Source organism: Pseudodesulfovibrio sp. zrk46 (assembly GCF_012516435.1).
In the GTDB taxonomy this organism is placed as follows: Bacteria; Desulfobacterota; Desulfovibrionia; order Desulfovibrionales; family Desulfovibrionaceae; genus Pseudodesulfovibrio.
The window spans coordinates 2626518-2640205 of record NZ_CP051216.1 but is presented as its reverse complement, the minus strand read 5'-3'; the positions used below and the strand labels follow the sequence as shown (position 1 = coordinate 2640205).

At 58.2% G+C, this 13688-nt stretch carries 17 protein-coding genes; all 17 read left to right on the top strand.

Annotated elements, in window-relative coordinates; genetic code table 11:
* Positions 1-30 precede the first annotated feature (30 nt).
* The 17 genes from cutC to HFN16_RS11900 all read left to right on the top strand — a co-directional run bounded on the left by cutC (position 31) and on the right by HFN16_RS11900 (position 13682).
* Positions 31-2571: a choline trimethylamine-lyase gene (gene cutC / locus HFN16_RS11980; protein ID WP_168890973.1), complete on the top strand. Its 2541-nt coding sequence runs from the start codon at positions 31-33 to the stop codon at positions 2569-2571.
* Positions 2572-2632: 61 nt separating this feature from the next.
* Positions 2633-3562, top strand: coding sequence for a choline TMA-lyase-activating enzyme (cutD, locus tag HFN16_RS11975; protein ID WP_168890972.1), 930 nt, complete (start codon positions 2633-2635; stop codon positions 3560-3562).
* A gap of 44 nt (positions 3563-3606) precedes the next feature.
* Positions 3607-4215 carry a BMC domain-containing protein gene (locus HFN16_RS19000; protein ID WP_168890971.1) on the top strand — a complete coding sequence of 203 codons (609 nt, stop codon included), beginning with the start codon at positions 3607-3609 and terminating at the stop codon, positions 4213-4215.
* Positions 4216-4219: 4 nt separating this feature from the next.
* On the top strand, positions 4220-5659 hold the full coding sequence (locus tag HFN16_RS11965) for an acetaldehyde dehydrogenase (acetylating) (RefSeq protein WP_168890970.1): 1440 nt from the start codon (positions 4220-4222) through the stop codon (positions 5657-5659).
* Positions 5660-5721: 62 nt separating this feature from the next.
* On the top strand, positions 5722-6000 hold the full coding sequence (locus tag HFN16_RS11960) for a BMC domain-containing protein (RefSeq protein WP_168890969.1): 279 nt from the start codon (positions 5722-5724) through the stop codon (positions 5998-6000).
* A gap of 148 nt (positions 6001-6148) precedes the next feature.
* The gene (locus HFN16_RS11955; protein WP_168890968.1) at positions 6149-6823 is read left to right on the top strand and encodes a phosphate propanoyltransferase; all 675 of its coding nucleotides are present in this window, start codon (positions 6149-6151) and stop codon (positions 6821-6823) included.
* A gap of 12 nt (positions 6824-6835) precedes the next feature.
* Positions 6836-7654 (top strand): ethanolamine utilization protein EutJ, encoded by an 819-nt coding sequence (gene eutJ / locus HFN16_RS11950; RefSeq protein ID WP_168890967.1) that lies wholly within the window; start codon positions 6836-6838, stop codon positions 7652-7654.
* Between the two features lie 13 nt (positions 7655-7667).
* Entirely contained in the window at positions 7668-8264 is a 597-nt protein-coding gene (locus tag HFN16_RS11945) for a hypothetical protein (protein ID WP_168890966.1), read from the top strand.
* A 12-nt stretch (positions 8265-8276) separates the two neighbouring features.
* Entirely contained in the window at positions 8277-8543 is a 267-nt protein-coding gene (locus HFN16_RS11940) for a EutN/CcmL family microcompartment protein (protein ID WP_168890965.1), read from the top strand.
* Between the two features lie 17 nt (positions 8544-8560).
* Positions 8561-9109 (top strand): BMC domain-containing protein, encoded by a 549-nt coding sequence (locus tag HFN16_RS11935; protein WP_168890964.1) that lies wholly within the window; start codon positions 8561-8563, stop codon positions 9107-9109.
* Positions 9110-9112: 3 nt separating this feature from the next.
* Positions 9113-9430, top strand: coding sequence for a hypothetical protein (locus HFN16_RS11930; RefSeq protein WP_168890963.1), 318 nt, complete (start codon positions 9113-9115; stop codon positions 9428-9430).
* 22 nt (positions 9431-9452) lie between these two features.
* Complete coding sequence (locus tag HFN16_RS11925; RefSeq protein ID WP_282097912.1) at positions 9453-9725, top strand: BMC domain-containing protein; 273 nt, start codon at positions 9453-9455, stop codon at positions 9723-9725.
* 106 nt (positions 9726-9831) lie between these two features.
* Positions 9832-10941, top strand: coding sequence for a 1-propanol dehydrogenase PduQ (locus HFN16_RS11920; protein WP_168890961.1), 1110 nt, complete (start codon positions 9832-9834; stop codon positions 10939-10941).
* A gap of 34 nt (positions 10942-10975) precedes the next feature.
* Entirely contained in the window at positions 10976-12301 is a 1326-nt protein-coding gene (locus HFN16_RS11915; RefSeq protein WP_168890960.1) for a 4Fe-4S dicluster domain-containing protein, read from the top strand.
* Between the two features lie 11 nt (positions 12302-12312).
* Positions 12313-12864, top strand: coding sequence for a BMC domain-containing protein (locus HFN16_RS11910; protein ID WP_210772191.1), 552 nt, complete (start codon positions 12313-12315; stop codon positions 12862-12864).
* A 23-nt stretch (positions 12865-12887) separates the two neighbouring features.
* Positions 12888-13247, top strand: a complete 360-nt coding sequence (locus HFN16_RS11905) for a BMC domain-containing protein (protein ID WP_168890959.1) — start codon at positions 12888-12890, stop codon at positions 13245-13247.
* 24 nt (positions 13248-13271) lie between these two features.
* A complete protein-coding gene (locus HFN16_RS11900) occupies positions 13272-13682 on the top strand; it encodes a EutP/PduV family microcompartment system protein (protein ID WP_247648325.1) in 411 nt (136 codons plus the stop codon).
* Positions 13683-13688: the final 6 nt, after the last annotated feature.

Below are 13688 nucleotides of genomic sequence, written 5' to 3'. Positions count from 1 at the left end.
ACGGCGAATCTCTACATGGAGGAACATACTGTGGATCTTCAAGCATTTTCCGATAAACTTGCCGAAGCTACCAAGAATCTGAGCCCCGAGGACCGCTCCTCTCTCAGAAAGATCTTTGAGGGTGTTTCCGCTGAAGTGTTCAGCGCTCAGCCCGAAGCAGCCAAGCCCGTTTGCACCAAAGGTGCCGGCATCCCCGACGGTCCGACCGAGCGTCACCTGAAGCTGAAGGAGGCCTTCCTCAAGGTCGTCCCGAGCGTGAGCATCCACCGCGCACGCACCATCACCCAGGTCGCCAAGGAAAACCCGGGCCTGCCCCCGATCCTGATGCGCTCGAAGTCCTTCAAGCGCTGCTGCGAAACCGCACCGATCGTCATTCAGGACAACGAACTCATCGTTGGCGCTCCTAACGGCGCTCCTCGCGCCGGAGCCTTCTCTCCGGACATCGAATGGCGCTGGATGAAGGCCGAGCTGGACACCATCGCAACCCGTCCTCAGGACCCCTTTTATGTCTCCGAAGCAGACAAGAAGGAACTCCGCGAAGAGATCTTCCCCTACTGGGAACACAAGTCCGTTGATGAGTACTGCGAAGGCCAGTACCGCGAAGCAGGCCTGTGGCAGATGTCCGGTGAATCTTACGTTTCCGACTGCTCCTACCACGCAGTGAACGGCGGTGGCGACTCCAACCCGGGTTACGACGTCATCCTGATGAAGAAGGGCATGCTCGACATTCAGGCCGAAGCAAAAGCCCACCTCGAGGAGCTGGACTACGCCAACCCTGAGGATCTGGAGAAGATCTACTTCTACAAGTCCCTGATCGAGACCGCGGAAGGCGTCATGATCTACGCCAAGCGAATCTCCGCCTACGCTGCCGAACTGGCTACCAAGGAGACCGATCCCGCACGCAAGGCCGAGCTGCTGAAGATTTCCGAAGTCAACGCTCGCGTCCCGGCCCACAAGCCCTCCACCTTCTGGGAAGCCATCCAGGCTGTCTGGACCATCGAGTCCCTGCTGCCCATGGAAGAAAACCAGACCGGCATGTCCATCGGCCGTGTCGACCAGTACATGTACGAGTTCTTCAAGGCTGACCTTGAAGCGGGTCGCATGACCGAGTACGAGGCATTCGACCTGGCCGGTTGTATGCTGATCAAGATGTCCGAGATGATGTGGCTGACCTCCGAAGAAGGCTCCAAGTTCTTCGCCGGTTACCAGCCCTTCGTAAACATGTGCGTCGGTGGTGTCACCCGCAAGGGCCAGGACGCTACCAATGACCTGACCTACCTGCTTATGGACGCTGTCCGTCACGTGAAGATTTACCAGCCTTCTCTGGCAACTCGCGTGCACAAGAACTCCCCGCAGAAGTACCTGAAGAAGATCGTCGACGTCATCCGCTCCGGCATGGGCTTCCCCGCCGTTCACTTCGACGAATCCCACATCCCCATGATGCTCGCCAAGGGCGTAAGCATGGAAGATGCCCGCGACTACTGCCTCATGGGTTGCGTTGAGCCGCAGAAGGCCGGCCGCCTCTACCAGTGGACCTCCACCGGTTACACCCAGTGGCCTATCTGCATCGAGCTCGTCCTCAACCACGGCGTACCTCTCTGGTACGGCAAGCAGGTGACCCCGGACGCAGGCGATCTGAGCCAGTACGACACTTACGAGAAGTTCGAAGCTGCCGTTAAGGACCAGATCAAGTGGATCACCGAGAAGACCAGCATCGCTACCGTCATCTCCCAGCGTGTCCACCGCGAGCATGCTCCCAAGCCGCTCATGTCCATGATGTACGAGGGCTGCATGGAGACCGGCCGCGACGTTTCCGCCGGTGGTGCCATGTACAACTTCGGTCCCGGCGTCATCTGGAGTGGTCTGGCCACCTACGCCGACTCCATGGCCGCCATCAAAAAGCTGGTCTTCGACGACAAGAAATACACCCTGCAGGAACTCAACGCTGCACTCATCGCCGAATTCAAGGGCTACGAGCAGGTCCAGAAGGACTGCCTCGCCGCACCCAAGTACGGTAACGATGACGACTACGCAGACTCCATTGCCGCTGATCTGGTTCACTTCACCGAAGAAGAGCACCGCAAGTACAAGACCCTGTACTCCGTGCTGAGCCACGGCACCCTGTCCATCTCGAACAACACCCCGTTCGGTCAGCTGCTGGGCGCCTCCGCCAACGGCCGCGACGCATGGATGCCTCTCTCCGACGGTATCAGCCCGACTCAGGGCGCGGACTTCAAGGGCCCCACCGCCATCATCAAGTCCGTCTCCAAGATGCCCAACGAAGACATGAACATCGGCATGGTTCACAACTTCAAGCTGATGTCCGGCCTGCTGGATACCCCGGAAGGTGAAAACGGCATCATCACCCTGATCCGCACCGCCTGCATGCTCGGCAACGGCGAAATGCAGTTCAACTACCTGGACAACGACACCCTCCTGGATGCTCAGAAGCACCCTGAGAAGTACCGTGATCTCGTCGTCCGCGTGGCTGGCTACAGCGCCTTCTTCGTCGAACTCTGCAAGGACGTTCAGGACGAGATCATCAGCCGCACCATGCTGCACGAGATCTAACCAACAGCCATCAGCCTACTTACCCCGGGATTCGAGTAACCCAAACAACAGAGAGAACATCGTGATCGAAAGAAAAGCCCAGATATTCAATATCCAGAAATACAATATGTATGACGGACCGGGTGTGCGGACGTTGGTGTTCTTTCAAGGCTGCCCCCTACGTTGTGACTGGTGCTCGAATCCCGAAGGTCAGTATAAAGGCTTTCAGATTCTCCTGAAAAAGGACCAGTGTGCCCACTGCGGCGCATGCGTCCCGGTCTGTCCGGTGGGAATCCACCGGATGGACGCAGGAGGCAAGCACATCGTCGATCGCGACATCGACTGTGTTGGCTGCCGCAAATGTGAGCACGCCTGCCCGGAGTCCGCACTGGCCATCGTGGGCGAATCCAAGACCATCGCCGAAATCGCAGACATCATCGAAGAGGACCGTCCCTTCTACGAGACCTCCGGCGGCGGCGCCACTCTGGGCGGAGGCGAAGTCCTCTCCCAGCCTCAGGCTGCTTCCAGCCTGCTTCAGGTCTGCAAGCAGCGTGGCATCAATACCGCCATCGAGACCTGCGGCTACGCCCGTCCCGAAGTCATTGAGAAGGTAGCCGACTACGTCGACCTCTTCCTCTACGACGTCAAGCACATGGATTCCGACAAGCATCACGAGCTGACCGGTGTTCGCAACGAGATGATCCTCGAGAACCTCAAGTGGCTGCTGGACAATCGCTACAACGTGAAAATCCGCATGCCGCTCCTCAAGGGCGTCAATGATGGCGAGAAAGAGATTCTCCAGCTGGTCGAATTCCTCAAGCCCTATCAGGATCTCAACAATTTCAAGGGAGTGGATCTGCTTCCCTACCACAAGATGGGCGTAAACAAATACAACCAGTTGGGCTGGGAATACCCCATCGAGGGCGACCCCAAGCTGAGCGATGCCGATCTTGAGCGCATCGAAAACAGCATCAAGAAATACGATTTTCCGGTTTCCGTGGTCCGTCACTAACCGTGGCACTGTCGGAGCACCTTTAACTCACAGGGAATGAAACCATGGCTGCAATAGGATTCATCGAAACACAAGGGCTGGTAGCCGCCATCGAAGCGGCGGACGCCATGCTCAAGGCTGCGGATGTCCGCATGCTGGAGAGGACACAGGTCGGCAGCGGCCTCGTGACCATCACCGTCACCGGCGAAGTGTCTGCCGTGCAGGCCGCGGTGGACGCTGCGGAAGCTACGGTCAAGCGCATCGAAGGTGCCACGCTGGTCTCCAAGCACGTCATCGCCCGTCCTGACGAAGGAATTTCCTCCATCATCGCCACCGAGCCTGTGAAAGCAGCACCCAAGGTGGAAGAACCGATGGAAACCGCTCCTGTCGAAGAACCGGCAGAAGTCACCCCGATCATGGAAGCTCAGGCTGAAGCACCGGTAGAAGAGGCCAAGACCGAGGAAACTCCGGCTGAAGAAGATGCAGCCGAAGAGCCTGCCGCATCTGTTGCGCGTCACTCCATCTCCCAGATGAAGAAGATGAAGGTCGCCTCCCTGCGTCAGATCGCCCGCTCGCTGACCGGACTGTCCATGACTCATGAAGAAATCAAGAAGGCGAACAAGAAGAGCCTTATTGAATCAATAGCTAATGCTTACAAGAACATAGAGGAGTAGCATAATGGTCGATAAAGATCTGCTGTCCATGCAAGAGGCCCGCTCCCTGGTACGCGCAGCAAAAGTAGCTCAGGCTGCTTTTGCCGAGTACGATCAGGAACGCGTCAACGCCATTGTCGAAGCCATTGCCAAAGAGGCCGTGGCTCAGGCTGAATCCCTCGCCGCTCTCGCGGTTGAGGAGACCGGCTTCGGTAAGGTGCAGGACAAGAAAACCAAGAACATTCTGGCCAGTGAGAAGCTCATCGCAGCCACCAAGGACATGAAGACCATCGGTGTGCTCTGCGACGACAAGGACAGAAAGGTTGTGGAAGTGGCCGTCCCCATGGGCGTCATCGCGGGTATCATCCCCTCCACCAACCCGACCTCCACGACCATCTACAAGACCATCATTTCCCTGAAATCCGGAAATGCCATTGTCTTCACCCCGCACCCCAGCGCCAAGAAGTGCATCGGCAAGACCGTTGAAATGATCCGTGGCGTACTGGCCAAGTGCGGCGTGTGCGAAGACATGGTTGCCGTCATGAGCGTTCCCACCCTGCAGGGCAGCGGCGAGCTCATGAAGGCTGCCGACCTGATCCTGGCTACCGGCGGCCCCGGCATGGTCAAGGCTGCTTACAGCTCCGGCACCCCGGCTCTGGGTGTGGGCGCAGGTAACGTGCCCGCCTACATCGAACGCAGCGCCGACATCGAGGACGCCATCTCCAAGATCATGGCATCCAAGACCTTTGACAACGGCACCGTCTGCGCATCCGAGCAGTCCATCGTTGTTGACCGCGTCATCGCGGACAAGGTCAAGGCTACCCTCATCGCCCACGGCGGTTACTTCCTCGAAGGCCACGACCTGCACAAGGTCAAGGCTGTCATGGAGCGCGGCAACGGTTCCATGAACCCGGATATCGTCGGCCGCGACGCCCAGTACATCGCCAAGCTGGCTGGCATCGAGATCCCGCAGGGCACTCGCCTGCTGGTTTCCGATGAAGAAGGCATCGGCCCCAAATATCCCTTCTCCAAAGAGAAGCTGACCCAGCTCCTCGGCTTCTACGTCGTCGAAGACTGGAAGGAAGCCTGCGAAACCTGCTTCGCCCTGCTGGAAAACGGCGGCGTGGGTCACTCCCTGGCTATCCACTCTCACAACGAAGAAGTCATCTGCGAGTTCGGCATGAAGAAGCCCGTCTCCCGCATGCTGGTGAACACTCCGTCCACCCACGGCGCAGTAGGCCTCTCCACCTCCCTGTTCCCGTCCTTCACTCTGGGCTGCGGAACCGTGGGCGGCAGCTCCACCTCTGACAACGTCACTCCGCTGAACCTCATGAACGTACGCCGCATCGCTTACGATCTGGGCAACACTCAGTGCGCTTCCGCTTGTGAGAAGAACGAATCCTTGAATCTCGATGTTCAGGCAATCACTGCCATGATCGTCGATCAACTGAAACAGATGGCTTAATCTCACCCGGGATAATGGCTGGCTCAACGAGCTTAATAACAAACATTTAAAGGAGAAATCTGATGTCCAACAACGCTCTCGGAATGATCGAGACCAAAGGCCTCGTCGGCGCTGTCGAAGCTGCTGACGCTATGGTTAAAGCTGCAAACGTTACCCTCGTGGGTAAGTCCAAGGTCGGTGGCGGCCTCGTGACCGTCATGGTCCGTGGTGATGTCGGCGCTGTCAAGGCTGCTGTCGATGCAGGCGCTGCTGCTGCCAAGAACGTTGGCGAACTGGTCAGCATCCACGTCATCCCCCGTCCGCACGGCGAAGTGGAAGCTATCCTGCCCACCGCTGAATAATATGACGGCGCGGAATCACTTCCGCGCTGTAGGCAAAGTGGAGGCGGGAGCGCCACGCTCCCCCTCCACTGCCAACAAGTTTGAATGACACGCATCGCAACGCCGATGCTCGGACAATGAGCCGGATACAAATTGAAGTGAAACGAGCATGAACGAAAAAGTCATCAACGAAATTTTGGGTGGAGTCATCCAGTCCGTTCTGAACGAACTGAAAGACAATGCCCCTGTAGCTGCTCCGGAATGCGTCGTGTCTGACGACACCATTCCCGTGGAACTGTCCGCACGTCACGTCCACCTGAGCGAAGCCGATGCCATTGAGCTGTTCGGCCATCCCCTGACTCCGGCACGCGATCTGTCCCAGCCCGGTCAATTCCTGGCAGAGGAGCGCGTCCGCCTCATCGGTCCCAAGGGCGTCATGGACAACGTGGCCGTGCTCGGTCCCTCCCGCGGCAGCTCCCAGATAGAAGTCTCCAAAACCGACGCACGCATCCTTGGCGTCAACGCCCCTGTTCGTCAGTCCGGCGACATCAAGGACACGCCGGGCATCATCCTTGCCTCCCAGACCGGACTTGTGGGCCTCGAAGAAGGTGTGATCGTAGCCTCACGCCACATCCACATGTCCCCTGAAGATGCCCGCCGTTTCTGCGTTTCCGACAACGACAAGGTGTGCGTGCATCTCGACTCCGAGCGTCCGGTCACCCTCGAAGATGTGCTGGTCCGCGTAAATCCCCAGTTCAAACTGGCCATGCACATTGACCCGGACGAAGGCAACGGTTCCGGCTGGAACAAGAAAGTCACCGGCCGCATCGTCGCCAAACAGTAAAAGGAGAGCTCCATGGACTTCGCATCTGTCGACCAGAAGATCAGTGATCTGGAACGTTGCCTTGAGCATACCGTCAAGGTCAGCCACGACGAAAAGCTCCACGTTGGTGTTGACCTCGGCACCGCTTACATCGTGGTGGTGGTCTTGAATGATGCCAGGGAACCGGTCGCATGCGCCATGGAGTTCGCCCAAGTCATCAAGGACGGCCTCGTGGTGGATTATATCGGTGCAACACGCATCGTTCGTGAGTTGGTTGAAAAGCTGAGCAAACGCCTCGGTCGGGAACTGACTCACGCCGCCATTGCCGTTCCTCCGGGCACCGGCGACAAGGACTGCAAGACCCACCGCTACGTGGTGGAAGGTGCAGGCCTTGAGGTAACCGGAACGCTGGATGAGCCCACCGCGGCCAATGCCGTGTTGGGCCTCCAGAACGGCGTCATCGTCGACATCGGCGGCGGCACCACCGGCCTCTCCGTACTGGAAAACGGCGAGGTCACCTACGTGGCTGATGAAGCCACTGGCGGCACACATATTTCTCTCGTCATTTCTGGTCACTACGACCTGACTTTCAGGGAAGCGGAAGATCTGAAAAAGGATCCGGAACGCCAAGCCGAAATCCTCACCATTGTCCGCCCCGTGGTCCAGAAGATGGCCTCCATCGTCAAAAAGCACATTGAGGGACGTGACGTCTCCGGCATCTATCTTGTCGGCGGCACCTGCTGCCTCAAGGACATGGAGCAAGTCATGGAAAAGGAACTGGGTGTCCCTGTTCTCAAGCCTGCCAACCCCTTCCTGGTCACCCCGCTGGGGATCGCCATGAACTGCGCATAAGAAGGTCGCTCCCATGAAGACGAACGACATGAACGAACTGGTCCAGGCCATCGCCCGCGAGGTTGTGCGCCAACTCAAGGGCGCCGAATCCAAGCCGTGCGCTCTGATCCTCGCCGAACGGGACTGCTTGCTGGCCGAAAAGGTTCGCGGCTGTCTTGGTGACGAATACAATTTTTACTTCCTCAACGAAGACATGCAGGGACAGACTCCTTGCCGACACATTCTTCCCCTGCTCCCCTGCGCCTCCATGGCATCCCTCGCCACTGGCGGCGCTTGCGATGCTGCCACGTCGTGCATCCTGAAGCTGCTGCTTCAAGGCACCAAGGTCGAAGTGCTCGAGTTCGAGTACGAGGCATACGCTGACACCATGCCGGGAGCACTGTTCAATACTTACCAGTCCCATGCAGAGAAGCTGGCGGCCTACGGGCTGACAGCCTTCAAGGCAGAAAAGCCGCACACGGTCATGTTCCGGGAAACCCTTGTCACCGAAGCAGTCATCAACAAGATGGCTGGTTCTTCCGTACTCATGGTCCCCGGCAATGCGCTGGTCACACCGGCTGCCGTTGAGGCGGCCAAGGCCATTGATCTCAATATCCAAAAAGAATCGTAAGGATGGTGGCGTATGATTATCGGTAAAGTCATCGGCAATGTCTGGGCCACGCGCAAAGAAGATTCCCTGTGCGGCCTGAAGCTCATGATCGTCGAGAAGATCGATCCGGTCAGCGAAGGTCGCCGCGAAAGCATCGTGGCCGTGGACTGCGTGAGCGCAGGCATCGGCGAGCGTGTCCTCGTCTCTCTGGGCAGTTCCGCCCGCAAGGCCCTGCAGAATCAGGAAGCCCCGGTTGACGCCGCCATCGTCGGCATCATCGACGGCTCTGACGAAGGCTAGGACACACGGAGAATCCCATGGATACCCTTGGTGTTGTCGAGTGCAGAGGTATTGCCGCCGGAATCGAGCTGGCGGATGCCATGATGAAGACCGCTGATGTGGAACTGGTCAAAGCAGGCACCATCTGCTCCGGACGCTACATGATCTACGTCTCCGGCGACCGCGCAGCCGTTGCCGCTTCGGTGCAACAGGCCGAAGAGTCCGGTCGTTCCCTCAAGGGCAGCTTCGTCATCTCCAACATTTCCCGTCAGCTCATGGCCGCCCTCAAAAGGGAAAACATCGAGCCACAACCCGGCGCTATCGGAATCATCGAATGTCGCTGCGTGTCCGCAGGCATTGCGGCTGCCGACGCGACCGTAAAGCGCTCGGACATCACTCTTGCCAAGCTGGTGACCGGTCAGGGCATCAACGGCAAATCATATTTCGTCATAAGCGGCGACGTGGCCTCCGTTCGAGAAGCGGCAGACACCGCGGAGCACGCTTTGGGCAAAGATCTTATTGAGGCGGTGGTCATCCCCAGACCGGACGCCTCCATCGTAAAAAACCTTATACGGGGTGTGAGGTAACCAATGAAAAAGCAACTCGTGGAAGCGGGCGACATCGCCGCCCACCTCAGCCAGGACGGCAAAACATTTTATGCCAATAACAGCATGATCCTGACCCCCGGGGCCAAGGACGCGCTGAGCAACAAGGGCATTGCCATCGTCTGCGGCGAAAAGCCGGAACATGACGAAGCATGCTGCTGCGAAGCACCGGCCGTTGCCGGTGGCGAAGAGCTTCTCATTGCCGTGGGCGCAATGATCAAGAACGAATTCGGAATCAACGATCCGGAGACTCTGAAGGCCCTGACCTGTCAGGCCGTGAAGACTATTCGGGACAACATTTAGTCGTTAACCACAAAAGGAGAATATCATGATGAATGCACTGGGTATGATCGAGACCAAGGGACTGGTTGGCGCGGTCGAGGCCGCAGATGCCATGGTCAAATCCGCCAACGTTCAGCTGGTGGGTCGTGAGCAGGTAGGCGGCGGTCTGGTGACCGTCATGGTCCGCGGCGACGTAGGTGCCGTCAAGGCAGCAACCGACGCTGGCGCAGCTGCTGCTGACGCTGTCGGCGAACTGCTGAGCGTCCACGTCATCCCCCGCCCCCACGACGAAGTGGAAGCAATCCTTCCCAAATAGCATGAATAACGGGTCTCAGCCGGACACACGGTTCGGCTGAGACCTGACATGCACTGAATTACAACCAACTAAACGAACTGAATTTCAAGATATATCGGAGACTCTGGTGACACATTTCTACGGGAAAACCAAAATCTGCTACGGCGAAGATGCATTGGCAAACATTGAAGACCTCCCGGCAAAGCAGGCTTTCATCGTAACTGATCCGTTCATGGTTAAAATAGGCTTCGCTGATCGCGTAAAGAGCCACCTTGACCGTGCGGGCATCCCTCACAGGACGTTCGATGCCGTTGAGCCTGACCCGTCTCTGGAGACCGTTATGAAGGGCGCGAAGCTGTTCATGCAGGATCATGCAGACCTGATCATTGCACTGGGCGGCGGTTCCCCCATAGATGCGGCCAAGGCCATCGGTCACTTCGGTCACAAGGCAAGTGAGAACCCGGTCAAGCCTATGCTGGTAGCCATTCCGACAACCAGTGGCACTGGCTCCGAAGTGACCGCCATCTCCGTGGTCACCGACAAGGTCAACGAGGTCAAGATTCCCCTCAATGATGACGACCTGATCCCGGACATGGCCATTCTGGACGCCCGCTTCACCCGCTCCCTGCCGCCCCACGTCACCGCGGCAACGGGTATGGACGTGCTTACCCACGCCATCGAGGCATACACCTCCAGACAGGCCAACGCATTCACTTCCATCTACGCCCTGCACGCCATCAAGTGCGTCTTTGAATTCCTGCCCCGCGCGTACGCCAACGGCGACGACATGGAAGCGCGTACGCAGATGCTGCTCGCCTCCTGCATGGCTGGCATGGCGTTCAACAACAGCGGTCTGGGTATCACCCACGGCGTGGCCCACAGCCTCGGCGGCATCTTCCACGTACCCCACGGTCTGGCCAATGCCTCCATGCTTTCCCACGCCATCCGCTTCAACATCTTCGACGCAGGAATCCGCTATCAGGAAATCGCACAGGCCCTCGGCCTCGCAGCCACCAAGGTGGAAGAAGGCACGGAGAGCCTGATTCAGGCCATTCGCGACATGAACGACTCCATGGGCATCCCCAATCGCATCCGCGACCTGAAGATCGACGAGTCCGTATTCCGCGAACAGATGGACACCATGGCAAGCAACGTCCTCGAAGACATCTGCACCGGGGGCAACCCCAGGCAACCGTCACACGGCGACGTGAAACTTCTGCTGGAAGAGGCCTGGTAAACAACGACTGTCATACTAACAAAGAGGAGTGGTCATGCAGCAGGATATCGTAACGAAAATCAGGGAAGCAGGCATTATCGGTGCTGGCGGCGCAGGGTTTCCGACCCATGTGAAAGCCGGCGCCAATGTGGACACCGTTCTGGTCAACGGCGCATCCTGCGAGCCACTCCTCAAGAGTGACATCCATCTTCTTGAAAAAGATCCGGACACCGTTATTCGAGGCCTCATAACAGTCATGGACTGTGTCGGGGCCGCGAAGGGCATCGTCTGCGTCAAGGGCAGACACGCCGCAACCGTGAAGGCCGTGCAGGAATGTATTAACCAGCTCAAGGATGCTCGTCTCGAGGTCTTTGAGCTGGGCGACTTTTATCCTATCGGCGACGAACAGGTACTGGTGCAGGAAGTCCTCGGCAGGACCATTCCGGAACAGGGGTTGCCCTTGCAGGTAGGCGCCGTGGTCAGCAACGTCGAATCCCTGCTGAACATCGCCCGCGCCATGGAAGACCAGCCTGTCACCCACCGCTATCTCACTGTTCTCGGTGAAGTTAAGAATCCCATGGTGCTCAAAGTACCTGTGGGAACGCTGATCAGCGAAGTGCTCGAATTTGCGGGCGGCCCGACCATCTCCGATTTCAAAGTCGTCAACGGCGGCCCCATGATGGGCCGGGTGATTGAGGACATTAACCAGCCCGTGACCAAAACCACCACGGGCCTCATCGTGCTGCCGCCCGACCACAACGTGGTCGCTCCAAAGATCATGTCTCCGGAGCGTCTGCGCCGCATCACCACGACGATCTGCTGCCAGTGCACACGATGCACTGACCTGTGTCCCCGCAACCTGCTGGGCCATTCCATTCATCCACATAAGCTCATGCGCGTGATGGAATCCCAAACCATGGAGACCGAATCCGCCAAGGAAGCCCTGCTCTGCTCCGAGTGCGGCGTGTGCGAAAAGTTCGCCTGCCCCATGGGCATCTCTCCGCGAGAGGTCAACGCCCAGATCAAGCGTGAGTTCATGGCCAATCGGGTTCGGTGGGAAGCAACAACCGACGAGTACAAGCCCAATCCTTTCCGCAAACAGCGAAGGGTGCCCATTGATCGTCTCATCCAGCGCCTTGACCTCACCAAATACAACGTCGATCGCCCCTATTGTGGCGAAATGACCGTCTCCTCGGTCACCATCCCGCTGCACCAGCACATCGGTGCGCCGTCGACCTGCAAGGTCTCGGTGGGCGACAATGTCCAGCAGGGAGACCTGATCGGAGATATTCCAGAGGGCGCACTTGGCGCGCAGATCCACGCCAGCATCAGCGGTGTGGTCGAATCCATCACTGACAACGCCGTCACCATCAAAGCATAAGGGGAAATAGCATGAAGATACGGACAATCGGATGTGTTGAACTCAACAGTGTTGCCATGGGAATGTATGTCGCCGACGAGATGATCAAAGCAGCAGAAGTGCAGCTCGTTCTGGCTCGTCCCACCTGCCCCGGACGGTACGTCGTCATCATCACCGGCGATGTCGGAGCTGTGCAAAGCTCGGTTGATACGGGCTGTAAAATCGGCGCGGACATGGTCGTGGACTGGTTTACCATCCCCAGCGTGCACGAGGACGTGATCCCGGCCCTCAGCGGCACCACCGTTGCCCCGAGAATCGACGCTTTGGGAGTCATCGAGACCTACACCACCGCCTCCTGCATCCTCGCAGCCGATGCTGCCGCCAAGGCCGGTTCTGTTTCTCTGCTGGAGATCCGCACCGCATCCGGAATGGCCGGCAAGGCTTTCGTCACCATGACCGGTGATGTCGGCTCCGTGCAGGCCTCTGTAGACGCCGGTGTCGAGGGCGTGGCCGAGTCCGGCCCGGTCCACAGCCATGTGGTCATCCCCTCTCCCAGCGAAGAGCTCAAAAACCAACTGCTGTAACCTGTTATTTTCAAGGAATCATAATGTCCTACCAACCGGAAGAAACCAAACAGCGGATCATTCAGGAATATGTACCGGGCAAGCAGGTTACGCTTGCCCATCTCATCGCCAGCCCCCAGCGCGACATCTACCTGAAGCTCGGTCTCGACAATGAAACCACTGGCGCCATCGGCATCATGACCATCACCCCCAGCGAGGGTGTGATCATTGCCGCCGACGTCGCCACCAAGGCTGCCTCCGTTGAGATCGGATTCCTGGACCGTTTCGGCGGTTCCCTGCTCTTCACTGGCGATGTGGCGAGCGTGGAAGCATCCCTGCGGGCCGCGCTCGAATACTTTGAGGATGTCCTCAAGTACACTTCCGTGGAACTCACCCGCTCCTAGCCAACCTCTGTCATGAAAAAGACGATGCTCATAGGTGAAACCCGGGCAGGCAAGAGCAGCCTGATCAGGGCGCTCTCGGGAGAGGAATTCCACTCTCACCGGGCCATGGCCGTCGAGTACTTTGGCGACTTCATCAACACACCGGGCGAGTTTCTGGAAAACAGCCGCTACTACCATGCGCTGATCACCTCCTCTGCCGACTGCGACACCCTCATCATGGTGCAGGACGCTACCCGCAACACCAGCCTTTTCCCGCCACTGTTCGCACCCATCTTCAATCGTCCCGTTGTGGGCGTGATCTCCAAGATGGACGCTCCGAACGCCAACGCAGAACGAGCCGAGCTATTTCTCAGAAATGCGGGGGCACGTACCATCGTCCCAACCAGCGCCAAAGACGGCACAGGAATCGACGTCCTCAGGGACATGCTTGATTAGCCTCCA

Bases quoted from the DNA above. Each gene is read 5' to 3' on its own strand.
- HFN16_RS19000 (WP_168890971.1), top strand. From the start codon at position 3,607: ATGGCTGCAATAGGATTCATCGAAACACAAGGGCTGGTAGCCGCCATC.
- HFN16_RS11965 (WP_168890970.1), top strand. From the start codon at position 4,220: ATGGTCGATAAAGATCTGCTGTCCATGCAAGAGGCCCGCTCCCTGGTA.
- HFN16_RS11960 (WP_168890969.1), top strand. From the start codon at position 5,722: ATGTCCAACAACGCTCTCGGAATGATCGAGACCAAAGGCCTCGTCGGC.
- HFN16_RS11955 (WP_168890968.1), top strand. From the start codon at position 6,149: ATGAACGAAAAAGTCATCAACGAAATTTTGGGTGGAGTCATCCAGTCC.
- eutJ (WP_168890967.1), top strand. From the start codon at position 6,836: ATGGACTTCGCATCTGTCGACCAGAAGATCAGTGATCTGGAACGTTGC.
- HFN16_RS11945 (WP_168890966.1), top strand. From the start codon at position 7,668: ATGAAGACGAACGACATGAACGAACTGGTCCAGGCCATCGCCCGCGAG.
- HFN16_RS11940 (WP_168890965.1), top strand. From the start codon at position 8,277: ATGATTATCGGTAAAGTCATCGGCAATGTCTGGGCCACGCGCAAAGAA.
- HFN16_RS11935 (WP_168890964.1), top strand. From the start codon at position 8,561: ATGGATACCCTTGGTGTTGTCGAGTGCAGAGGTATTGCCGCCGGAATC.
- HFN16_RS11930 (WP_168890963.1), top strand. From the start codon at position 9,113: ATGAAAAAGCAACTCGTGGAAGCGGGCGACATCGCCGCCCACCTCAGC.
- HFN16_RS11915 (WP_168890960.1), top strand. From the start codon at position 10,976: ATGCAGCAGGATATCGTAACGAAAATCAGGGAAGCAGGCATTATCGGT.
- HFN16_RS11910 (WP_210772191.1), top strand. From the start codon at position 12,313: ATGAAGATACGGACAATCGGATGTGTTGAACTCAACAGTGTTGCCATG.
- HFN16_RS11905 (WP_168890959.1), top strand. From the start codon at position 12,888: ATGTCCTACCAACCGGAAGAAACCAAACAGCGGATCATTCAGGAATAT.
- HFN16_RS11900 (WP_247648325.1), top strand. From the start codon at position 13,272: ATGCTCATAGGTGAAACCCGGGCAGGCAAGAGCAGCCTGATCAGGGCG.